This window comes from Microbispora siamensis (assembly GCF_016863095.1).
GTDB lineage: Bacteria > Actinomycetota > Actinomycetes > Streptosporangiales > Streptosporangiaceae > Microbispora > Microbispora siamensis.
Genome location: NZ_BOOF01000079.1, coordinates 1 through 21,100, shown reverse-complemented (window position 1 = coordinate 21,100; position 21,100 = coordinate 1). Strand labels below are relative to the sequence as shown.

Below are 21,100 nucleotides of genomic sequence, written 5' to 3'. Positions count from 1 at the left end.
GAGGGCCGGACCCGCGGCCGTACACCGCCGGGCCCGGCCCGATTCTCACCAGTTCGCCGGCAGCCCGGGGGTGGTGGGCGGCAGGGGGTGGTTCTTCGGGTGGATGACGTACACGATCCCGCCGCTTCCGGTGCTGCGCAGCCAGACGTTCTCGAAGTTGGCCCGCGGGTAGACGTGGCGGACCGCGTCGTTGTCCGGCGAGGCGGGGTCGTTGGCGATCACGTCACCGTTGGCGGTGAAGCCGATGATGACCATGAGGTGGCCGTTGGTGCTGTATCCGGCGCCGGGCAGTTCCTCGGCCTTGAACGACTGCGAGGTGACGACCGGGATGCCGGCCCGGATCAGCCGCTCGAGCTCGGTCAGCGAGCGGAGCCGGGTGACGAACCCCTCGAGACCGTACCGTCCCGCGTACGCCGCGTTGAACGGCCAGTTGCCCGCCCCCTCGTACGCGTAGTCGTAGGTGTACCGGGCGGCGTAGTCGACCTCGGGGTTGGGGTCCGAGGGGTCGACCCAGGCGGTGTCCTGCTTGCTGGGCCACTTGCCCCAGTAGCCGAGGACCATGGTGGTCGAGGTCGGGCTGCACCACGCCTCTCCCCCGCCGTCCCACTCGGGGTAGTGGCCCTCGTGGACGTTCTGCGAGCGGCGGGGCACCGGCAGTTCGACGCCCCAGGCGATGCCGCCGGGGCTGACCGGGACGGTCGCCCGGACGGGCACCGCGGAGGCCATCGCGCCGAGCGCGCGCACGACCGGGGTCACGGCCGAGCCCGGAGCCCGGTACAGCGTGACGCGCAGCTGGTAGGAGGTGATCGCCTTGCCCGCCGCGGCCACGAACGTGTCGACCGAGACGGTGCCGTCGGCGTCCCGCTGCCCGGACAGCGACGTGCGCCGGATGTCCTCGTCGCCGTACGCCCAGCGGCCGAGCACGTACCACTTCGTCTGCCCGGCGGCGTGGCGGCCGCGCATCTCGACCTGCAGCCAGCTCCCGGCGGGCACGTCGGCGTTCCAGGAGGCCACCAGCTCGGTGGCGGCGAACCCGATGGGCCGCTCGGGGCCGGTCCACCGGGCGTACTCCCAGGTCTTCGTGCCGAGCGCGTCGGTGTAGGAGATCGTGCCCACGGGGGCGGCGAAGGACAGGGTGTTGCCCGCCTTCACGCCCTCCCGCAGACCGGGGCCGAAGTGGGCCCGCTGGTAGACGACGTCGACGGCGGACGGCGGGGGTTTGGTCACGGCCTCGGCGGCCGCGGAGGTGACGGTGAGGGATGAGGTCGTCAGGAGGGCGGACAGGAACACGGACAGGAACACGCCCGGCATGCGCATAGCTCACCTCGGGTCTCGTCGGCGCCCTCGACGGTAGAGACCGCGGCCCGTCCGGCACATCGGCAGGAATACGTATCCGCTACCGGGGTTCGCGGGGCAGGCCGAGCACGCGCTCGCTGATGATGTTGCGCTGGATCTCGTTGGAACCCGCGTAGATGGTGTCGGACCGGGAGAACAGGTAGAGCCGCTGCTCGTCGCTCAGGTCGTACGGCGGGCCGTCGGCGATCATCCCGGCCGCGCCGAGCACGTCCATGGCCAGCTCGCCGAGCTCGCGGTGCCACACGCCCCACACCAGCTTGGAGATGGACGACTCCGGGCCGGGCGCGCCCGCCGCGATGCCGGCCATCGTGCGTACGGCGTTGAGCCGCATGACCTCCAGGCCGATCCAGGAGCGGACGAGCCGGTCGCGCAGCAGGGGGTCGTCCACGGCGCCCGTCCTGCGGGCCAGCGCGATGATCGCCTCCAGTTCGCGGCGGAAGCCCACCTGCTGGCCGAGCGTGGCCACGCCGCGCTCGAAGCCCAGCGTCGCCATGGCGATCTTCCAGCCGTCGCCGGGCGCGCCCACGATGTTGGCGGCGTCCGTCACCGCGCCGTCGAAGAACACCTCGTTGAACTCGCTCGTCCCGGTCATCTGGACGATGGGCCGGATCTCCACCCCCTCCTGCCGCATGGGCACGAGCAGGTAGGACAGGCCGTGGTGGCGCGCCGAGCCCGGCTGGGTGCGGCAGACCACGAAGCACCAGTCGGCCTCCATGGCCAGGGAGGTCCACACCTTCTGGCCGGTGACCCGCCAGCGGTCGCCGTCCGGCTCGGCGCGGGTCTGCACGTTGGCCAGGTCGGAGCCGGCGTTCGGCTCGGAGTAGCCCTGGCACCACAGCTCCCGGGCGGCCACGATCGGCGGCAGGAAGCGGGCGCGCTGCTCGTCGGTGCCGAACGCGATGATCGTCGGGCCGAGCAGGTTCTCGCCGATGTGGCCGACCCGGGCGGGCGCGCCGGCCAGCGCGTACTCTTCGTGGAAGACGACCTGCTCCTCGACGCTCGCCCCCCGCCCGCCGTACTGCTCGGGCCAGCCCAGACAGGTCCAGCCGGCCTCGGCCATGTGCCGCTCCCAGGCCAGCCGTACGTCGAACGCCTCGTGCTCGCGGCCGGGCCCGCCCAGCCCCCTGGCGCCGGCGAACCCGCCCGACAGGTTGTCCTCCAGCCAGGCCCGTACCTCTGCCCTGAACGTCTCGCTCCTGTTCACATCTGGCACTCTACCAAACAGTTGTTAGAATGAAGGCTATGTTCACCACCGAGGAGCAGGAGGAGCTGCGGCGCACCGTCCGCGCCCTGCTCGAGCGCAACCCCCCGGCCCGCCCCGCGCCCGACGCGACGCCGGAGTACGACGAGACCGTCTGGCGGCTGCTCGCCGACCAGGTGGGCGCCTTCGGCCTGGCCGTACCCGAGGAGCACGGCGGGGCGGGCTTCTCGTACGCCGAGACCCACGTGGTGTGCGAGGAACTGGGCCGCACGCTCGCCGCGGTGCCCTACCTGGGCTCGGCCGTCCTCGCCGCCGGCGCGCTGCTGGCGAGCGGCGCGACCGGCGACCTGCCCGGCATCGCCGACGGCACCCGCGTCGGCACGCTGGCCTGGGCCGAGAGCGGGACATGGGACCCGGCGGCGATCCGCGCCCGCGTGGCGGACGGACGGCTGACGGGCGTCAAGGAGCACGTGCTCGACGGCGCGCGCGCCGACCTGTTCGTCGTGCCCGCCGCCACCCCGGAGGGCGGTCTCGGTCTGTACGCCGTCGAAGCCGGCGCTTCGGGCCTTCGGGTCGAGCCGCTGGTCACGCTGGACCGGACCAGGCCGCAGGCACGCGTGGTCTTCGACGGCGCCCCGGCGCGGCTCCTGACCGCCGACGGGCACCGCGTGCTGGAGCGCCTGCTCGCCGTGGCCGCGACCGCGCTGAGCGCCGAACAGCTCGGCGGCGCGTCGCGCTGCCTGGAGATCACGCTGGAGTACGTGAAGACCAGGGAGCAGTTCGGCCGTCCGATCGGCTCGTTCCAGGCGGTCAAGCACCGCCTGGCCGACCTGTACGTGCTGGTCGAGTCGGCCAGGTCGGTCAGCTACGACGCGGCCCGCGCGCTCGCCGAGGACGCCGCCGACCTGCCGGTGCGGGCCGCGGCGGCGCAGGCGTACTGCGCCGAGGCGTTCTCCACCGTGGCGGCCGAGACCATCCAGTTGCACGGCGGCATCGGCTTCACGTGGGAGCACGAGGCGCATCTGTACTTCAAGCGAGCCCACTCGGCGGCCAAGCTGTTCGGCGACGCCGCCTGGCATCGGGCCCGCCTCGCCCCCGCCGTACTGGGCGGCTGACGGGCCGGCCGTATCAGCTCCAGCAGTCCGGTTTGTCAGAGCCGCTGGATGATCGCGCCGGTGGCCAGCGCGCCGCCGGCGCAGACGGCGACCATCGCCGTCTCCTGGTCGCGCCGCTCCAGTTCGGCGATCGCGGCGGCGATCAGGCGGATGCCGGTCGCCCCGACAGGGTGACCGATCGCGATCGCGCCGCCGTTGACGTTGAGCCGGTCCGGATCGACGCCGTGGACCTGCGCGAACGACATGGGGACCGAGGCGAACGCCTCGTTGACCTCGAACAGGTCGATGTCGGCGATCTTCATGCCGGTGCGGGCGAGCAGCCTCTCCGCCGCCCTGACCGGGCCGTCGAGCAGGAACTCGGGCTCCGCGCCGACCAGGCACTGGGCCACGATGCGGGCGCGCGGGCGAATCCCGAGCTCAAGGGCCCGCTCCTCGTGCATCAGCACGGCCGCGCTCGCGCCGTCGGAGATCTGCGAGGCGGTGCCCGCCGTATGGAGGCCGCCCTCCAGGATCGGCTTGAGACCGGCCAGCGCCTCCATGCTGGTCTCGCGCAGCCCCTGGTCCCTCGTGACGGTCGCGGGCCCGTCGTCGCCGGGCACCGTCACCGGGATGATCTGCCCGTCGAACCTGCCCTCCGCCCACGCCCGCCCGGCCCGCTCCTGGGAACGGAGGCCGAAGGCGTCGATTCCCTCGCGGGAGAAGCCCCGGCGGCGGGCGATCCGGTCGGCGGCCACGTACTGGGCGGGCATGTCGCGGTCCCAGGACTCGGGCCGGGGCCTGCCGACACCCTCGCCGACGTTGGCCATCAGCGGCACCCGGGACATCACCTCGATGCCGCAGGCCATGCCGACGTCGATCACCCCGGCCGCGATCTGTGCGGCGATCAGGTGCACCACCTGCTGGGCCGACCCGCACTGGCTGTCGATGGTGGTGGCCCCGGTCTCCTCCGGCAGGCCCGCGTGCAGCCAGGCCGTACGGGTGACGCTGCCGGACTGCTCCCCCGCCTGGGTGACGCAGCCGCCGATGACCTGCTCGACCAGGTGGGGGTCGAGGCCGAGGCGCTCCAGCGTCCCGCGCTGCGCCACGCCGAGCAACTCGGCCGCGTGCAGCCCGGAAAGCCATCCGCCCCGGCGCCCGAACGGCGTCCGCGCGGCATCGACGATGACCGGAGTTCCCATGCGCTTCTCCCGTTCTCGTTTCGGCGTGTCGGTATGTCGGGGTGTCGGCGTCATGGTGACCCCCGCCCCGCGCTGGGCGGAGCGCGGTCCCAGTCAGCGGAACAAGGGGGACGATCCCGGCCGATTACCCGACGAGCCACACGAAACCTCTTTGGTCACATAAGTCGGGGCGCTTTGCTGATATTTTGCGAACTTTCGCCCGAAAAGACCGAATAGTCATGGCACGCTGATTCGCATGTTCGCTCGGAAACTTTCTCTTGGTGTCTCCATGGCCGCCTTTGCCCTGGTCACGGGGGTGGCGTCGCCAAGTCTCGCCCCTCCCGCCCTGGCCGCCTCCGGCCTGACCCAGGACCTTTCCGCGCACGCGTACGCGGCGCCGCACGTGCATGGGCGGGCCGTCTATCTCCTGGACGCCACGACCGGACAGGAACTGCTGGACAAGCGCGCCGGTGAGCGCATGCCGGTCGCCAGCCTGACCAAGATCATGACCGCGTACATCGTCCTGCGCGAGGCGAACCTCGACGACGAGGTCACGATCAAGCGCGAGGACGTCGAGTACGCCTGGGACAACGACGGATCGACGGCCGACCTCGAGCCCGGCGACACCCTGCCGGTCCGCGAACTGCTGTACGCCCTGCTCCTCCCCTCGGGCGCGGACGCGGCGCACGCCCTCGCTCGCGTGTACGGCCCCGGCGTGCCCGGATTCGTGGACAAGATGAACGCCACCGCGCGCGAACTCGGATTGAACGACACCCTGTACGTGAACGCCGACGGGCTCCCGACGTCCCACGGCGACGGCTACTCCACCGCTCGCGACCAGGCCAGGCTCGCGGAGATCGCGCTGCGGAACCCGGTCTTCAAGAAGGTCACCTCGACCAGCGAGCACTCGACCGAGGACGGCCGGTACGACTGGTACAACACCAACCACATGCTCGGCCTGCCGGGCGCGATCGGCGTGAAGACCGGCTCCACGAACGCCGCCGGGTTCTGCCTGGCGTTCGCGGCCGACCGGGACGGCCGCCGGCTGATCGGGATCATCCTCGGCGAGGACGTCGCCAGCCGCCGCTGGGACACCGCCGAGACGCTGCTCGACTGGGCGACCGACCGCTGAGCCCGCGTACGCGGCGTACGGCGAGGGGGCCCGCGCAATACCCCGGCAGGCCAGAAAACAGGTCCTTCCCGGATCGGTCAAACCCGGTTAGGTTCCCGATCAGTGTCCATCGGGGGGCCTGACCACTGGACCGTTTCGGACCGTCATTGGACCCGAAGGAGAGCCCAATGCGCGCCTCGCTCGGCATGCGGGCCGCCGTCGCCACCGCGGCGTCCGCCCTCGTGCTTCCCCTCCTGCCGGCCGCGCCGGCGAACGCCGACCCCGACCCCGCCGCCATCGCGCAGACGGTGGTCGCGTCGGCGGTGAAGAAACACCTGCGCAAGCTGCAGGACATCGCGAACGCCAACGGCGGCACCCGCGCCGCCGGCACCCCCGGTTTCGCGGCCTCCCGCGACTACGTCGCCGGTGTGCTCAAGAAGGCCGGCTACACGGTGACCCTGCAGGAGTTCGACTTCCCGTTCTTCAAGGAGAACTCCACCGCGGTCCTGCAGCGGACCGCGCCCTCCCCCAAGACGTACGCGGCCACCCCGCCGGACGGCAGCAGCGTCGGCGACTTCGCCACGATGACCTACTCCGGCTCGGGAGACGTCACAGCGCCCGTCCGGAACGTCGACCTCATGCTTCCCCCCGGCCCCACGCCGAGCTCGTCGACCTCCGGCTGCGAGGCCGCCGACTTCGCCGGCTTCCCGGCGGGCGCCGTCGCGCTGGTGCAGCGCGGCACCTGCACCTTCCAGGTGAAGGCCGAGAACGCGCAGGCCGCGGGCGCGTCCGCGGTGATCATCATGAACGAGGGCCAGCCGGGGCGCACCGACACCCTGCAGGGCACGCTGGGCGAGCCCACCGTGCACATCCCTGCCGTGGGCGTGAGCTTCGCGGTCGGCCAGGAACTGTCCGCCGCCGGGACGTCCGTACGGGTGAAGACGGACACCACCAGCGAGATCCGCAAGACCCACAACGTCATCGCCGACTCCCGGTGGGGTGACCCCAACAAGGTGGTGCAGCTCGGGGCGCACCTGGACAGCGTGCTGGCGGGGCCCGGCATCAACGACAACGGCTCCGGCAGCGCCGCGATCCTGGAGGTCGCGACCGCGTTCGGCAAGATCCCGACCAGGAACAGGCTGCGCTTCTCCTTCTGGAGCGCGGAGGAGCTGGGCCTGCTCGGCTCCGAGCACTACGTCGCGAGCCTGTCCCCCGCCGACCTGGCGAAGATCAAGCTGTACCTGAACTTCGACATGGTCGCCTCGCCGAACTACGCCCTCAAGATCTACGACGGTGACGACTCCGACGCCACCGGCGCCGGTCCCGGCCCCGCGGGCTCCGACGAGATCGAGAAGCTCTTCGAGAAGTACTTCGACACGCTCCGTCAGGGCCACAACGGCACCGACTTCGACGGACGGTCGGACTACGGGCCGTTCATCGAGGCCGGGATCCCGGCCGGTGGGACGTTCACCGGCGCCGAGGGCGTCAAGACGCCCGAGGAGCAGGCGTTGTTCGGCGGCACCGCCGGCCAGGCGTACGACTCCTGCTACCACCAGGCCTGCGACACCATCGCCAACATCAACGACAAGGCGCTCGCGCTGAACACCGGCGCGATCGCCACCGCCGCGGCCGTCTACGCCTTCAGCCGCGACCTGCCCGGTCCGGACAACCGCACCACCGCGGCCGCCGCGCGCACCGCCGCGGCCCACGTGGGCGAGGCGCACGGCGCGCCCGCCCAGTGAATCCCATGCGGTAGCCGTACGCACGGGCCCCGCCGGACGACGTCCGGCGGGGCCTGCCTGCGTGGTCGTCAGCGCGTAAAGTTCACGTCGCTGCAGAAGAAGAACGTCTGGTCCATGTGCGAGGCCTGCCAGATCGTGTAAACCACGGCCCGGCCGCGTTGCCGCCGACGTCGGTCGCCTTCCACGCGCCGTGGAAGTCGCTGCCCCAGCGCAGCCGGCAGCCGTAGTTGCGGGAGGCCGGGTCGACGACCGAGCCGTGGGCGGAGGCGGCCGGGAATGCCGTGCACGTTTCATTCACTCGCGGTCGCGCGAGGCCTGCTGCCCCTGCTCCGACTTGGCCAGGAACGGCGAGCGGCCGAGGATGACGATGCCCACAACGAGCGCCACCAGCCCGCCGACCTCTCCCGCGAGAGCCGGGGGATCGACACGCAGGCGCTCGCCGAAGATCACGACCCCCAGGACGATCCCGATGATCGGCTCCGTCGCGGTGGTGGCGGGCAGCGAGATCCGCAGCGGCGCGGCATCGAACGCGCTCTGGTTGAGCAGGATGCCGGTCGCCGCGATCACGGGCAGCAGGTAGGGCTCCCACGAGGTGAACAGCGCCACCGGTCCCCCTGCCAGGATCAGCAGGGAACCGCGGGTCAGCGCGTCCTGAAGGCCGTACAACGCCCCCGCCGCGGCGGCGAGCAGCATCGCCTTGGTCTGCAGGGGTGACCGCAGCGCCACCGCGACCATGCCCGCGGCCACCCCCGTCACGGCCAGCACGGCGATCCACACCACGGAGCCCGACGCCGGCATCCCTCCCCCGTGGGGACGCCCGGCCAGGAGGAAGGCGGCGACGCCACCGCTGACCAGCACCGCGCCCAGCCACTCCGCCGCACCCAGGCGCTCCTGGTAGAACAGGGCCGCCGCGGTGAGGGCGAAGATGAGGTTGGTCGCCAGGAGCGGCTCCACGGAGGCCACGTCGGCACGCCGCAGGGCCAGCGCGCCGAGGACCTGCCCGCCGACCATCGTGGCGATGCCGGCCAGCCACACCGGCTTGCGTGCCAGGTCGAACAGCAGGCGCACGTGCAGCATCTCGCCCAGCGGTTCGGTGTACGCGACGTGCTGCTGCGCGACCCAGCCCAGGCCGAGGAGGGCGGCGGCCGCCAGGCCGAGAACCACCGTGACGATCACGGCGGCACGCCGCCCCCCGGAGCCCTCGGCATCATGATCGGTCACTCCCCTCGACTGCCGGGTCTCCCATGTATTCCGCCCATCCCCCGCGACGGCGGCCTCATGCTGGCGACATGTTTTCGGCGATCCTCCAAGTCGAGGCCCCCCACGGGAGCAGCGGCCGCGTGATCACGCGAGGCGACGCCTGCCAGGCGGTCATCCCGCCCTCACCTGACCGTAGGCTCGGACGGTGGCGATCAGACCATTCGACGCGGTGCTGTGCGACTTCGACGGCGTACTCAAATTTCAGGATCTCGAGCAGCAGGCGGAGATCGAGCGGGCGTACGGGGTGGAACCGGGGACTGTCGCCCGGGTGACCGGCGAGTCGGCCCTGGTGGTCCCGGCCCTGACCGGGCTGGTGACCCGCGAGGAGTGGCTGGCCTCGGCCGTTCCCGTCCTCGCCGGGCTGGTTGGCTCGGCCGCGCGGGCGAGCGCGCTGACCGCCGACTGGGTGGCCGCCCGCACCTGGGCGGACGAGGAGGTGCTCGCGCTGCTCATGCGGGCGCGCGCCCGCGTCCCCGTCGTGCTCGTCAGCAACGCCACCTCGGAACTGGCCGCCCACCTGCGCGAGCTGGAGCTTCACGACGCCTTCGACCACGTCGTGAGCAGTTACGACGTGGGCGTGGCCAAGCCCGACCGGAGGATCTTCGAGATCGCCGCCCGGCACGCGGGCGTGCCGCCGGAGCGCTGCCTGTTCGTCGACGACCGGGCCGAGAACGTCGACGCGGCGCGGGTGCTCGGCATGACCGGGGTCGTCTACCGCGCCCCGGCGGACCTGGCGAGCGCGCTGCTCCCGCTGTTCGAGGAGGTTTCCTGATGACGTTGCGACGGGTGCTGGCCTTCGTGGACCGGCCACGCGAACGGTTCGAGGAGGCCGCGGCGTTCTGGACCGCCGTCACCGGCACGCGCCTGTCCCCCCGCCGGGGCGACGACGGGGAGTTCGCCACGCTGCTACCCGAGTCCGGCGACGCCTGCGTGAAGCTCCAGGCGGTGGGCGGCGGTGGCGGCGCCCATCTCGATCTGGAGGTGGACGACGTCCGGACCGCCGTGGCCGAGGCGGTGGCGCTCGGCGCCGACGTCGCCGCCGATCACGGCGACTGGGCCGTGCTGCGCTCCCCCGAGGGCAGGGCGTTCTGCCTGGTGTCGTGGGAGGGGGCGGCGCGGCGGCCGCCCGTGTTCGCCGGCACCCGCCTCGACCAGGTCTGCCTCGACATCGCGCCCGGCGCGTACGAGGAGGAGGTCGCGTTCTGGGCGGCGCTGACCGGGTGGCCCCCGCGCCGGGGGTCGCTGCCCGAGTTCACGGTGCTGGCGATGCCGGGGATGCCGGTGCGGATCCTCCTGCAGCGGCTCGGCGAGGGTCCAGGCCGGTCGGCCCATGTCGACCTGGCCTGCGCCGACACCGAGGCCGCTCGCGTACTGCACGAGCGGCACGGCGCGGCGTTCGTGGCGCGGGGGCGGCACTGGATCGTCATGCGCGACCCGGCCGGCGGAATCTACTGCCTCACCGAGCGGGATCCGGAGACCGGCGCGCTGCTCTCCTGAGGGTCAGGCGGCGGGGCGCAGGTGCCGCAGCGCGGTGGCGAGCCGGGCCAGTTCGGCCACCATCGTGTCCGCCGCCGTGTTCATCACGTCGTTGGGCTGCAGCCGGCCCTCCTCGTCGAGGAGCTGGGCGACGAAGGGGATGGAGACCGCCTCGAAGACCGGCACCATCTTCAGCGTGGTGACGACCTGCTTGAGCATCTGCACCGCCCGCGTGCCCGCCGAGACGCCACCGTAGCTGACGAAGCCGACCGGCTTGTACTGCCACTCGTGGTGCAGGTAGTCGATGGCGTTCTTGAGCACGGCGTTGAAGCCGTAGTTGTACTCCGGGGTGACGAACACGAACGCGTCGCCGCGTTCGATGGTCGCGCTCCACTCCTTGGTGTGCTGGTGGACGTACTGCCGGAGCCGGGGGTGGTTGGGCTCGTCCATGAACGGCAGGTTCACCTCGGCCAGGTCGACGAGCTCGACCTCGAAGGCGTCCTGGGCCACCGCGCGCTCGTGGAACCACTCCGCGACCGGCAGCCCTGTCCGGCCCGGGCGGGTGCTCGCGATGACGATCTGCAGAACCGGCTTAGCCACAATTCCCCCAAAACAGTCATAGGCGGATATAACGCGCCTAACAGTACGCTGCGATCGGTAAGAACACCGACGGGGGTGCGCGGCTTCCCACGCGCCGCTCATCCTGCCCGGACGACTTCAGCGGGCGAGGTGGCGGCTGATGACGAGGCGCTGGATCTGGTTGGTGCCCTCGAAGATCTGCATGATCTTCGCCTCGCGCATGTAACGCTCGACGCGGAACTCGCGCGTGTAGCCGTACCCGCCGAAGACCTGGACCGCGTCGGTGGTGACCCGCATCGCGGTGTCGGTCGCGACCAGCTTGGCGACGCTGGCCTGCCTGCTGTACGGCAGGCCGGCGTCGCGGCGGCGGGCCGCGTCGAGGTACGTCGCCCGGGCGCAGTCCACACCCGCGGCCATGTCGGCGAGCAGGAAGCCGAGCCCCTGATGGTCGATGATCTTCTTGCCGAACGCCTCGCGCTCCTTGGCGTACGCGACGGCCTCGTCGAGCGCGGCCTGGGCGAGGCCGACGGCGCAGGCGGCGATGCCCAGCCTGCCGGAGTCGAGCGCGCCGAAGGCGATGGGCAGGCCCTGGCCCTCCGCGCCGATGAGGCGGTCGGCGTCGATCAGCACGCCGTCCCAGTGGGCCGTCGTGGTGGGGATGGCGTGCAGGCCCATCTTCTCCTCCGGGCGGCCGAAGGTCAGGCCCTCGGCGGCGCCCGGGGCGAGGAAGCAGGAGACGCCGCGCGGGCCGGAGTCCGTGCGGGCGAACAGCGCGTAGAAGTCCGCCCGGCCGCCGTGGGTGATCCACGCCTTGGTGCCGGTGATCCGGTAGCCACCCTCGGTCTTCTCGGCCTTGCAACTCAGCGCCGCGGCGTCCGACCCGGCCTGGGGCTCCGACAGGCTGTAGCCGCCGATCAGCCGCCCGGCCAGCATGTCCGACAGCCAGCGCTCCCGCTGCTCCGGCGTGCCGTACACGGCCAGGGGCAGGCACGCCAGGGTGTGCACGCTGACCGCGACCGCGACGGCGGCCCACCGCGCGGCCAGCTCCTCGATCACCTGGAGATACACCTCGTACGGCTGGCCGCCCCCGCCGTACTCCTCCGGGTAGGGCAGGCCGAGCAGCCCGGCGGCGCCGAGCGTGGCGAACAGCCCCTCGGGGTAGGTCTCGGCGCGCTCGTGCTCGTCGACGCGGCGGGCGAGTTCCTTGTCGGCGATCTCACGGGTCAGCTCGATGAGGTCCCGGGCGTCCGGGCCGGGCAGCAGACGGTCGACGGTCACGGTGACTCCTGGAGGACGGGCTCGTTCAGCTCGGCGAGAAGGGTGGCGGCGCGGTCGCGGAACTCCGCGACACGGGCGAGCTTGATGTCCTCGTACCCCCGGATCAGGTCCGGCAGGGCGGCGATCTCGACGACGGCCGCGACGGTCGCCGGGGTGAGCCGGCCGAGCGCGCGACTCACCAGCTCGCGGTACTCCACGACCAGCGTACGCTCCACCCGGCGGACGGCGGCGTGCCCGAACACGTCGAACGCGGTGCCGCGCAGCACACGGGCGGCCCGCAGCCCGCGGAACACGACGCCGGCCGACCGGCGCAGCCTGATCTTGCGCTTCAGGCCCATCGCGCGCAGCAGCGGCGGGTGCAGCAGCACCGACACGGCGGCGCCGGGGCCGAACTCCCGCTCACGCCGGGCCCGCTCCACCGGGTCGAGGTGCAGCCGGGCGACCTCGTACTCGTCCTTGTACGCCATGAGCTTGTGCAGCCCCCGGGCGTACGCGAGCCCGATGCGCACGCCGGCCTCCTCCCCCGCCCGTTCTGCGGCCAGCGCGGCCACCCGGCGCACGTCCCGTTCGTACGAGCGGGCGTAGGCCGCGTTCTGGTAGCCGGTCAGGTCGGCGACGCGCACGGCCAGCGTCTCCTCCAGCTCGCCGGTCGCGCCGGTGTCGACCGGCACCGGGGCCGGCGGAGCCACCGGCTGCGGGATCGCGGCCCGGAACACGGCCTCGCGGTCGATCACTGCGGCGCGCCCCCAGCGGAAGGCCATGAGGTTCTGCTCCACGGCCGCCTTGTTGAGGCGGATGGCCTGCTCGATCGCGTCCGCCGAGATCGGGATGCAGCCGTGCTGGTAGGCCGCGCCGACGAGCACGAGGTTGGCGGGCATGTGGTCGCCGAACAACGCCTCGGACAGCGCTCCGGCGTCCAGGTGGAGCCCGGCCTCGGGCACGGTGGCCGCCGCGATGCGGGCGACCGCGTCCTCAGGCCCGGGGAGCGCGGCACGGCCGGTCACCATGGCGGCCGTCGGCACGATCGCGGTGTTCACGACGGCGACCGTACGCCCGGGCGAGGCGACGGCGAGGGTGTCGTCCGCGGCGGCGCCGAGCACGTCGAAGCCGAGGAGGACGTCGGCGGTGCCGCGGGCGGCGCGCACCGAGCCGGTGATCGGCTGCGGGGAGATCCGCACGTCGCTGACGACGGGACCGCCCTTCTGCGCCAGTCCTGTCTGCTCCAGGCCGGCGGCGTGCAGGCCGTCGAGGTGGGCGGCCATCTGCAGGATCTGCGAGACGGTCACCACCCCGGTGCCGCCGATGCCGGGCATCCGCAGCAGCACCGAGCGCTCCGGGAACCGCGCCACGGGCTCGGTCAGCGCCACCGGCGGCTCGGGCACCGTACGCGGGGGCTGCGGGCGAGGCTCGACGAGCAGGAACGACGGGCAGTCGCCCTTGAGGCAGCTCAGGTCGGAGTTGCACGACGCCTGGTGGATGCGGGTCTTGCGGCCGAACTCGGTCTCCACCGGCTGCACGGACAGGCAGGTGGACACGTCCCCGCAGTCGCCGCAGCCCTCGCACACGCGCTCGTTGATCACCACTCTGGCCGGCGCGGCGGGCAGCTTGCCGCGCTTGCGCAGCCGTCGCTCCTCGGCCGCGCAGCGGTCGTCGTGGATCAGCACGGTCACCCCGTCGACCGCGGCGAGCTCCTTCTCCACGGCCGGGAGGTCGTCGCGGTGCCGTACGGACGCGATCGGCGCAAGCCGGACGCCCCGGTAGGTCTCCGGCTCCGGCGTGGTGACCACGACCCGGCGCACCCCCTCGGCGGCCAGCCACCGCGTCAGCGCCGGGACGTCGAGGCGGCCCTCGGCGCGCTGCCCGCCGGTCATCGCCACGGCGTCGTTGTAGAGCAGCTTGTACGTCATCGAGACGCCGGCCGCGACGGCGGCGCGCACGGCCAGCGAGCCGGAGTGGTGGAAGGTGCCGTCGCCGAGGTTCTGGGTGAAGTGGCGGTCGGAGGTGAAGGGGGCCAGGCCGAACCACTGGGCGCCCTCGCCCCCCATCTGCGTCATGCCGACCCGCCTGCCGCGTCCGTTCCCGTCCAAGGCGATCATGGCATGGCAGCCGATGCCCGCGCCCACCAACGTGTCGTCGGAGGCGCGCGTGGAGGCGTTGTGCGGGCAGCCCGAGCAGAAGTACGGCGTGCGGGCGGCGACCAGCGGGAGCATGCGGCGCTTCCCCCGGCCGGAGGACGGGGCGGGCGACAGGATGGCCGCCTGCCGGGGGAGCCGGTCCGGGCCGAGGCAGGTGGCGAGGGCCCCGGCCACGTCCTCGGCGCCGAGCGTGCCGCGCGCCGTGAGGAGTTCCCGGCCGATGACGTCCGGGCGCTGCCCGGTGTCGTACAACGCCTGCTTGAGGTGCCCCTCCAGGAACGGCACCTTGTCCTCGACCACGAGCACCCGGTCGAGCCCGGCGGTCATGGCGGCGAGGTCGTCGTACGCGAGCGGGAACGGCATGGCGAGCCGGATGAGCCGCAGGCCGAGGTGGTCCATCGCGGCCTCGTCCAGGCCGAGGTCGGCCAGGGCGCGCAGGACCACGGCGTAGGAGGTGCCGGACGCGAGCACGCCCGTCGTGGCCCGCGGCGCGTCGTGGGTGACCCGGTTGAGGCCGTGCGCCCGGGCGTACTCGCGGGCCAGGCCGAGCCTGCGGGTGAGCATGTCGTGCTCGGCCTCGAGCGAGGCAGGGCCGACCAGGGTGGGCGGCGCCCCGCGGTCGGCGCGGTCCGGCACCGGGATGCCCTCCCGCAGCGGGCCGACGTCGACGGTGGCGGAGGCGTCGGCGACGTCGGCGACGATCTTCAGGCCTGCCCAAAGGCCGGTGGCCCGCGACAGCGCCACCGCGTGCAGCCCGAGTTCGACGACCTCCGCCACGGAGCCGGGGGCGAGCAGCGGCATCGACAGGCTCTGGCACATCGGCTCGCAGGAGCTGGGCACGGTCGACGACTTGCTGCCCGGGTCGTCGCCGATCCAGGCCACCGCCCCGCCGAGCGGCGCGGTGCCGGCGAGGTTGCCGTGCCGGATCGCGTCGGCGGCCCGGTCGAGGCCCGGGTTCTTCCCGTACCAGAACCCGGTCACTCCCTCGTGCCGGCGGCCCGGAACCTGGGCGAGAAGCTGGGTGCCCGCGACCGCCGTGGCCGCGAGCTCCTCGTTGAGGCCGGGCCGGGCCACCACGCCGGCCTCCTTGAGGAACCGCGCGGCCCTCGCCATCTCCAGGTCGACGCCGGCGAGCGGTGAGCCGGGGTATCCGGAGACGAAGACCCGCGTGTCCAGGCCACGCTCGGCGTCGAGGCGGCGCTGCTCCAGGGTCAGCCGTACGAGGGCCTGGATGCCCGAGATCAGCACGGTGCCGTGCTCGGCCGCGTACTTGTCGTCGAGCGAGACGGGAGGCGTGGACACGGGCGTACCTCCTGAGTTGGGGGGTGACCCACAGCACACCAACATCCGGGGCGCACGCGCAAGCATCACGCGAGAAACGATCGAAAAGACGCAAGAATAAGGAAAAGTACGCCTCGGACGCTACTGTTTCTTGCGCCGACACCGTTTGGAGAGGGAGCGTGCCATGGCGGAGATCGACGACATCGACCACCGGCTGCTGCGCCTGCTGCGCGAGGACGGGCGCAGGACCTTCTCCGAGATGGCCGCCGAGATCGGCCTGTCGGTGGCCGCGGTGAAGCGGCGGGTCGACCGCCTGCGCGAGATCGGCGTCATCACGGGCTTCACGGTCAGGATCGACTACGCCAAGCTCGGCTGGGGCATCGAGGCGTTCACCGAACTGCGCTATCCCGGCACGACCCCGGTCGGCAAGATCGTCCGTACCGCCACGGACGTGCCGGAGGTGCAGGAGGTGTTCACCATCGCCGGCGACCCGGACGCGCTCATCCACGTCCGGGTCCGCGACCTCGGCCACCTCCAGCAGGTCATCGACCGGCTGCGTCGCGCCGGCGACGTGACCGGCACCAAGACCCTGCTCGTGCTCGGCTCGTGGACCCGCGACGTCGGGCCCGTGGAGGACCTCAGTCGTCGTCCTCCCGCGCGCTGAGGCCGGTGGCGTTCAGGAAGTCGACCAGCGGGCCGTCGGCGAGTTTGCCCGTCTGGTGCGCCCTCCGGAGCTTGATGAGCAGGTCGCCGACGCGCCGCGCGGCCTTGTCTCCCCTGTCCCCGCCCCGGCCTCTGTACAGGTCCCTGGCCGTCTTCCTGATCGCCTCGTGGGCCTCGCGGGCCAGCTTCGGCTCGATGCCGCCCCGGCTCTCCTGCTCCTGCACGGCGCGGTCGAAGGCCGCCAGCCACTCCTGGTAGCTCCGGTAGACGCGGCGCGTGGACGGCGTGGGAGACGCCCTGGGGAACGGTGTCCTGGACAGCCGGGGCGACGGACTGGGCGAGACCTTCCTCGGCGGGGTGGGTGACGTCGCGGCACGGGTGGCCGACGGCGACTGGGCCGCGACCGCGGGTTCCGCCTGCCCGCCGCCGTCGGACAGCGCCGCCACCCCGATCGTGACCGCGGCGAGCCCCGCCACCGCGGCACCGAGCCGGATGAGCGTGCGCCGCTCGGGCGACAACCCCGCCGTACGGCCGGCCGGGACGCCCGGCGGCGGGGCGTCGAGCAGCGGGGTGTCGAGCAGGGCCGTGTCGCCCGCACGCGCGCCGCCGGTGTAGGACGCCTGCGGCGGGGGCGGCACCGGTGTCACGGCCGTCCGGGTGGGCTCCCCCGCGGAGAGGGCGACGGCCGCCAGGACCCGGCGCGCGACCTCCGCGTCGGCGGGGCGGGCGGCCGGGTCCTTGGCCAGCAACGCCATGATCAGGCGCTCCAGCTCGGCGGGGATGTCGGGGCGGTGCCTGCCGGGCGGCACCGGGGCCTGGTGGATGTGCTGATACACCAGCTCCGGGGCCGATCCGGTGAACGGCGGGTGCCCGCACAGCAGCTCGTAGCAGACGCACCCCAGTGCGTAGAGATCGCAGGCGGACCCGCCGCCCCTGCCGTCGATCTGCTCGGGAGCCAGGTAGGCGGCGGTGCCGACGACGGTGCCCACCATGGTGAGCCGTGCCGCCTCGCTCGCCACCTGGGCGACGCCGAAGTCGACCACCTTGAGCACGCCGCTCGCGGTGAGGTGCAGGTTGGCCGGTTTGACGTCCCGGTGCACGACCCCGGCGCGGTGCGCGGCGTCCAGGCCCGCGGCGGCCTGGCTCATGAGGCCGCAGGCCTCCGCCACGCCGTACCGGCCCCGGTCGAGCAGCTCCGCGGCCAGGCTGCGGCCGGTGAGCAGCTCCATCACCAGGTAAGGGCGCGCGTCCTGCTCGCCCACGTCGAGCACGGTCACCACGTTCGGGTGGACGACGCGGGCGGCGGCGCGGGCCTCGCGGGCGAAGCGCTCCCGCGAGGCGACCCCGGCGACCTGCGGCGCGAGGATCTTCACCGCCACGGGACGGTGGCCCCGCAGGTCGCGACCCCGCCAGACCTCGCCCATCCCGCCCTGGCCGATCAGCTCCTCCAGCTCGTAACGACCGCCGAGCGTGGACGGCACCACGTCCCGCACCCCCTCATGGCCACTCGTACCGATGATCGGGAGCCAACCTATCCTCTCGGGCAGGCCGGGCGAGAACGGCCGGATCGGCGGAACTCGTACACGGCGGCGGTGTGCCGTTGGCTATGCCGGGCTATGCACGCGTCTGCGCTCGTGTTGACTCTGCCGTCTCCGCTGTCCGCGTCCGCCGTTCGTGTCGCCGTTCGTGGGCGGCGGCGAGGATGAGGTAGGCGCCGGCCGTCCAGGTGTAGGCGCGGTCGCGCAGCCCCTCGCCGGTGCGCGCGTCGAAGTTCTCGGCGAAGCCGGACCGCTCGCACAGCCTCCGGAAGCGGGCGCTGATCTCGTCGGCCAGCCCGGCGTGGCCGGCGCGGCGCAGGCCGTCCTCGATGAGGACGGTCGAGGGGGCCCAGATCGGTCCCCGCCAGTAGCCGTCGTCCTGGTAGTGCTCCGACGCGGGGTGCTCGGTGGCGGGTCCGAACGCGGTCAGGTGCGCGGCGATGCGTGCGGCGAGCGCCGTGTGCACCGGCCCCGGGAGCTCGTCGCCGAGCACGATGGGCATGAGGTCGAGCAGGCTGGAGCTGGACCAGGTGCGCCCCGAGTGCGCGCCGCGGGCGACGAACCGGTCCCCCGTCCACAGCTCGGCGAGCAGCGCGTCGCGCATCCGGTCGGCGGCGCCGGACCAGCGGGCCGCCGCGGCGGGGTCCGGGGCCCGGCGGGACAGTTCGCGCATCTGCAGGACGAGGAAGGCGGCCAGGTCGGCGGTCTCGACGACCCGTTCGGGGTCGAAGGTGGTGGCGTTGTCCCAGCCGCTGTCGTTGCCGTGCTGGTAGTGCGGCAGCTCACGGCCGGGGACGCGCCGCGCCGTGAGCCAGAAGGTCGTCCAGCGTTCCAGCAGCCGGTAGACCTCCTCCGGCTCGGCCGCCGGTGGAAGGCGGCGCAGGGCCCAGCCGTGGATGGGCGGCTTGACGAAGTTGTAGAGGATCTCGGAGTGGGTGACGGAGTCGGGCAGCGCGCCGGCGTCGTCCTGATGGTCGAAGGGCAGCCGGAACTGGTCCCAGGCCAGGCCGGGCAGGCCGTCGGCGAGGGCGATGGCGTTGAAGCAGTGGTCCCAGCTCCACACCTTGTCCATCCAGTGCTTGGACATCAGCACGGCGGGCCGGGTGACGAACCCGGCCGGGCGTACGGTCGCCGACCACAGGACGTAGGCGGCCAGCTCGGCCGCGGGCGTACGGTCGCTGCGCCAGGGCGCGACCGCCGCGGTGAACGCGTCGAACTGGGCCCGCGCCGCCTCGGCCACCTGTTCGAAGGCGGCCGTGCCCGTGTAGGGGGCGCGAGCCGTCTCGTACTCCTCGACGGCGACCTCCCACTCGCCGCTCAGGACGACGCCCCGTTCGGCGGCGCCGAGCGCCTGGACGCCCCGCGCCTCGGCCTGCCCGGCGAGCACCGTGACCCGATAGCGGCGCCCGGTCTGGTAGACGGTGAAGACGAACGATCCGTCCGCCGGATCCTGGTAGAAGTACGGGCCGCTGAACGGGGTCAGGACGGGGTCGGCGGCCAGGAGGCTCAGTCCGAGGCCACGGCCGCGCAGCCGTACCGTGTCGGCGTTCTCGTAGGCGAGGTCGATCCGGTCGCCGGCGCGGCTCCAGGTGAGCCGGTGGGGGGTGGCGGTGACGTCGCTCTCGGCGGACGGCGCCAGCCGCAGGATCGGATGCATGCCGGTCTGGTGGGAGACCAGATGCACGTCCCGGGCGTAGGTGTTCTCGGCGACCACCGGCGAGAAGCCGAACCACGAGCCGCGGTAGCTGAACGGGATTTCCCGCAGGGAGAACACCGGGCCTGAAGCGGCGACGGTCATGAAGAGGGGGTCCCTTCTCGAAGAGGTTCAGTCCTTGACGGCGCCGGCCGTGACGCCTGCGGCGACGTAGCGCTGGGCGACGATGAGCAGAACGGTGGCGGGGATGGAGGCGACCACGGCGGTGGCCATGATGGCGTTCCACTCCTGGTTGTTGTTGCCGATGTAGTGGTAGATGCCGAGCGTGATCGGCTGGCGGGCGCCGCCCTGGTCGAGGGTGGAGGCGAAGACGAAGTCCGACCAGGCCCACAGGAACGCGAACAGCGACACCGTGATGATCGAATTACGGGAGACCGGCAGCACGATCGAGACGAACGTACGCGTCACCCCGGCCCCGTCCACCCGGGCCGCCTGCAGCAGCTCCTCGGGAATGCCGGACATGAACGTGGTGAGGATCAGCACGGCGAACGGCACCGCGAGGGTGGAGTCGGCCACGATCAGCCCGGGGACGGTGTTGAGCACGCCGGTGGTGAGGAAGATGGCGTAGAAGCCCATCGCCATGATGATCCCGGGGATCATCTGGGCGATCAGCAGTACGAAGCTCAGCACGCCGCCGCCGCGCGGGCGCAGCTTGGCCAGCGAGTACGCGGCCGGCGCCGCGACCAGGAGGGTCAGCACGACGGTGCCCAGCCCGACGACCAGGCTCACCCCCAGGTAGGGCAGCTGCCGCTCCAGCACCGCCCGGTAGCCGTCCAGCGTGCCGTGGACCGGGAACCAGTACGGCGGCGACTTGCGCATGTCCTGGTCCCGCGTGAACGACACGTTGACCATCCAGTAGACCGGGAACAGCATCACGGCCGTCAGCGCCAGGCCCACGGCGGTGTTGAGCCGCCTCATGCCGCGGCCTGCCGTCGCTGCACGCGGATGTAGACGAGTCCGAAGGCCAGCGCCATGAGGATCAGCAGGTTGCCGACCGCCGCGCCGGGGCCGAAGGAGGGCACGAGGTTGCCGAAGCCGAGCCGGTAGGACCAGGTGGCGAACGTGCCGGAGGAGCCGCTCGGCCCGCCCTTGGTCATGATCCAGATGATGTCGAACACCTTGAGGGTGTAGACCAGCCCCAGCAGGACGGTGATCGCCGAGACCGGCCGCAGCAGCGGGAACGTCACCCGCCAGAACCGCTGCCAGCCGCCGGCCCCGTCCAGCGCCGCGGCCTCGTACACGGCCGAGGGGATCGCCTGCAGGCCGCTGTAGAGCACGACCAGGTTGAACGGGATGCCGATCCAGATGTTGGCGATGGTCACCGACCACAGCGACCAGTCGGGTGAGGTCAGCCAGTTCACCGGGCCGAGGCCGACCCAGCTCAGGGCGGCGTTGACCACGCCGGAGTCGCTGTTGAGCATCCACGACCACGTCGAGGCGGACACGATCAGCGGCAGCAGCCACGGCACCAGGAACAGCGCGCGCAACGTCGCC

At 72.6% G+C, this 21,100-nt stretch carries 18 protein-coding genes; 6 read left to right on the top strand and 12 right to left on the bottom strand.

Annotation, left to right across the window (positions count from 1 at the left end):
• Nucleotides 1–45 precede the first annotated feature (45 nt).
• Together Msi02_RS44200 and Msi02_RS41205 are read right to left on the bottom strand one after the other, a co-directional pair.
• Nucleotides 46–1,311 carry a C39 family peptidase gene (locus Msi02_RS44200; protein WP_204053153.1) on the bottom strand — a complete coding sequence of 422 codons (1,266 nt, stop codon included), beginning with the start codon at nucleotides 1,309–1,311 and terminating at the stop codon, nucleotides 46–48.
• An 85-nt stretch (nucleotides 1,312–1,396) separates the two neighbouring features.
• A complete protein-coding gene (locus tag Msi02_RS41205) occupies nucleotides 1,397–2,560 on the bottom strand; it encodes an acyl-CoA dehydrogenase family protein (RefSeq protein ID WP_204053152.1) in 1,164 nt (387 codons plus the stop codon).
• A gap of 38 nt (nucleotides 2,561–2,598) precedes the next feature.
• Between Msi02_RS41205 and Msi02_RS41200 the strand changes: the two genes are divergently transcribed.
• On the top strand, nucleotides 2,599–3,672 hold the full coding sequence (locus Msi02_RS41200; RefSeq protein ID WP_204053151.1) for an acyl-CoA dehydrogenase family protein: 1,074 nt from the start codon (nucleotides 2,599–2,601) through the stop codon (nucleotides 3,670–3,672).
• 35 nt (nucleotides 3,673–3,707) lie between these two features.
• Here the strand turns inward: Msi02_RS41200 and Msi02_RS41195 are convergent, their stop codons facing one another.
• Nucleotides 3,708–4,850 carry a steroid 3-ketoacyl-CoA thiolase gene (locus Msi02_RS41195; RefSeq protein WP_204053150.1) on the bottom strand — a complete coding sequence of 381 codons (1,143 nt, stop codon included), beginning with the start codon at nucleotides 4,848–4,850 and terminating at the stop codon, nucleotides 3,708–3,710.
• 268 nt (nucleotides 4,851–5,118) lie between these two features.
• On the opposite strand from Msi02_RS41195, the gene Msi02_RS41190 reads away from it, so the two are divergent.
• Both Msi02_RS41190 and Msi02_RS41185 read left to right on the top strand, forming a co-directional pair.
• Nucleotides 5,119–5,961, top strand: coding sequence for a D-alanyl-D-alanine carboxypeptidase family protein (locus tag Msi02_RS41190; RefSeq protein WP_239109300.1), 843 nt, complete (start codon nucleotides 5,119–5,121; stop codon nucleotides 5,959–5,961).
• 167 nt (nucleotides 5,962–6,128) lie between these two features.
• Entirely contained in the window at nucleotides 6,129–7,682 is a 1,554-nt protein-coding gene (locus tag Msi02_RS41185; RefSeq protein WP_204053149.1) for a M28 family metallopeptidase, read from the top strand.
• Between the two features lie 68 nt (nucleotides 7,683–7,750).
• Here the strand turns inward: Msi02_RS41185 and Msi02_RS44710 are convergent, their stop codons facing one another.
• Nucleotides 7,751–7,867 (bottom strand): lytic polysaccharide monooxygenase, encoded by a 117-nt coding sequence (locus tag Msi02_RS44710; RefSeq protein WP_373308363.1) that lies wholly within the window; start codon nucleotides 7,865–7,867, stop codon nucleotides 7,751–7,753.
• 109 nt (nucleotides 7,868–7,976) lie between these two features.
• Nucleotides 7,977–8,903, bottom strand: coding sequence for a DMT family transporter (locus Msi02_RS41180; RefSeq protein ID WP_204053148.1), 927 nt, complete (start codon nucleotides 8,901–8,903; stop codon nucleotides 7,977–7,979).
• A gap of 184 nt (nucleotides 8,904–9,087) precedes the next feature.
• Here Msi02_RS41180 and Msi02_RS41175 point away from each other — a divergent pair, with 184 nt between their 5' ends.
• Both Msi02_RS41175 and Msi02_RS41170 read left to right on the top strand, forming a co-directional pair.
• Nucleotides 9,088–9,714: an HAD-IA family hydrolase gene (locus tag Msi02_RS41175; RefSeq protein ID WP_204053147.1), complete on the top strand. Its 627-nt coding sequence runs from the start codon at nucleotides 9,088–9,090 to the stop codon at nucleotides 9,712–9,714.
• On the top strand, nucleotides 9,714–10,439 hold the full coding sequence (locus tag Msi02_RS41170) for a VOC family protein (RefSeq protein ID WP_204053146.1): 726 nt from the start codon (nucleotides 9,714–9,716) through the stop codon (nucleotides 10,437–10,439). Before Msi02_RS41175 ends, Msi02_RS41170 begins: the two co-directional genes overlap by 1 nt.
• A gap of 3 nt (nucleotides 10,440–10,442) precedes the next feature.
• Here the strand turns inward: Msi02_RS41170 and Msi02_RS41165 are convergent, their stop codons facing one another.
• From Msi02_RS41165 to Msi02_RS41155, 3 genes are all read right to left on the bottom strand, one after another.
• Nucleotides 10,443–11,018 (bottom strand): NADPH-dependent FMN reductase, encoded by a 576-nt coding sequence (locus Msi02_RS41165; RefSeq protein WP_239109297.1) that lies wholly within the window; start codon nucleotides 11,016–11,018, stop codon nucleotides 10,443–10,445.
• A gap of 117 nt (nucleotides 11,019–11,135) precedes the next feature.
• A complete protein-coding gene (locus tag Msi02_RS41160) occupies nucleotides 11,136–12,275 on the bottom strand; it encodes an acyl-CoA dehydrogenase family protein (RefSeq protein ID WP_204053144.1) in 1,140 nt (379 codons plus the stop codon).
• A complete protein-coding gene (locus Msi02_RS41155) occupies nucleotides 12,272–15,712 on the bottom strand; it encodes an indolepyruvate ferredoxin oxidoreductase family protein (protein WP_239109295.1) in 3,441 nt (1,146 codons plus the stop codon). Before Msi02_RS41155 ends, Msi02_RS41160 begins: the two co-directional genes overlap by 4 nt.
• A 163-nt stretch (nucleotides 15,713–15,875) precedes the next feature.
• Between Msi02_RS41155 and Msi02_RS41150 the strand changes: the two genes are divergently transcribed.
• On the top strand, nucleotides 15,876–16,355 hold the full coding sequence (locus tag Msi02_RS41150) for an Lrp/AsnC family transcriptional regulator (protein WP_079320336.1): 480 nt from the start codon (nucleotides 15,876–15,878) through the stop codon (nucleotides 16,353–16,355).
• Here the strand turns inward: Msi02_RS41150 and Msi02_RS41145 are convergent.
• From Msi02_RS41145 to Msi02_RS41130, 4 genes are all read right to left on the bottom strand, one after another.
• Nucleotides 16,330–17,838 carry a serine/threonine-protein kinase gene (locus Msi02_RS41145; protein ID WP_204053143.1) on the bottom strand — a complete coding sequence of 503 codons (1,509 nt, stop codon included), beginning with the start codon at nucleotides 17,836–17,838 and terminating at the stop codon, nucleotides 16,330–16,332. The genes Msi02_RS41150 and Msi02_RS41145 overlap by 26 nt on opposite strands.
• A 130-nt stretch (nucleotides 17,839–17,968) precedes the next feature.
• Complete coding sequence (locus tag Msi02_RS41140) at nucleotides 17,969–19,690, bottom strand: amylo-alpha-1,6-glucosidase (RefSeq protein WP_204053142.1); 1,722 nt, start codon at nucleotides 19,688–19,690, stop codon at nucleotides 17,969–17,971.
• Between the two features lie 27 nt (nucleotides 19,691–19,717).
• Entirely contained in the window at nucleotides 19,718–20,524 is an 807-nt protein-coding gene (locus tag Msi02_RS41135) for a carbohydrate ABC transporter permease (protein ID WP_204053141.1), read from the bottom strand.
• On the bottom strand, nucleotides 20,521–21,100 hold a 580-nt coding region (locus tag Msi02_RS41130; protein ID WP_204053140.1), incomplete at its 5' end, for a carbohydrate ABC transporter permease. The genes Msi02_RS41130 and Msi02_RS41135, both read right to left, overlap by 4 nt.

Coding starts and splice junctions, on each gene's coding strand:
- Msi02_RS41150 (WP_079320336.1), top strand. CDS start 15,876: ATGGCGGAGATCGACGACATCGACCACCGGCTGCTGCGCCTGCTGCGC.
- Msi02_RS44200 (WP_204053153.1), bottom strand. CDS start 1,311: ATGCCGGGCGTGTTCCTGTCCGTGTTCCTGTCCGCCCTCCTGACGACC.
- Msi02_RS41200 (WP_204053151.1), top strand. CDS start 2,599: ATGTTCACCACCGAGGAGCAGGAGGAGCTGCGGCGCACCGTCCGCGCC.
- Msi02_RS41185 (WP_204053149.1), top strand. CDS start 6,129: ATGCGCGCCTCGCTCGGCATGCGGGCCGCCGTCGCCACCGCGGCGTCC.
- Msi02_RS41140 (WP_204053142.1), bottom strand. CDS start 19,690: ATGACCGTCGCCGCTTCAGGCCCGGTGTTCTCCCTGCGGGAAATCCCG.
- Msi02_RS41170 (WP_204053146.1), top strand. CDS start 9,714: ATGACGTTGCGACGGGTGCTGGCCTTCGTGGACCGGCCACGCGAACGG.
- Msi02_RS41135 (WP_204053141.1), bottom strand. CDS start 20,524: ATGAGGCGGCTCAACACCGCCGTGGGCCTGGCGCTGACGGCCGTGATG.
- Msi02_RS41195 (WP_204053150.1), bottom strand. CDS start 4,850: ATGGGAACTCCGGTCATCGTCGATGCCGCGCGGACGCCGTTCGGGCGC.
- Msi02_RS41190 (WP_239109300.1), top strand. CDS start 5,119: ATGGCCGCCTTTGCCCTGGTCACGGGGGTGGCGTCGCCAAGTCTCGCC.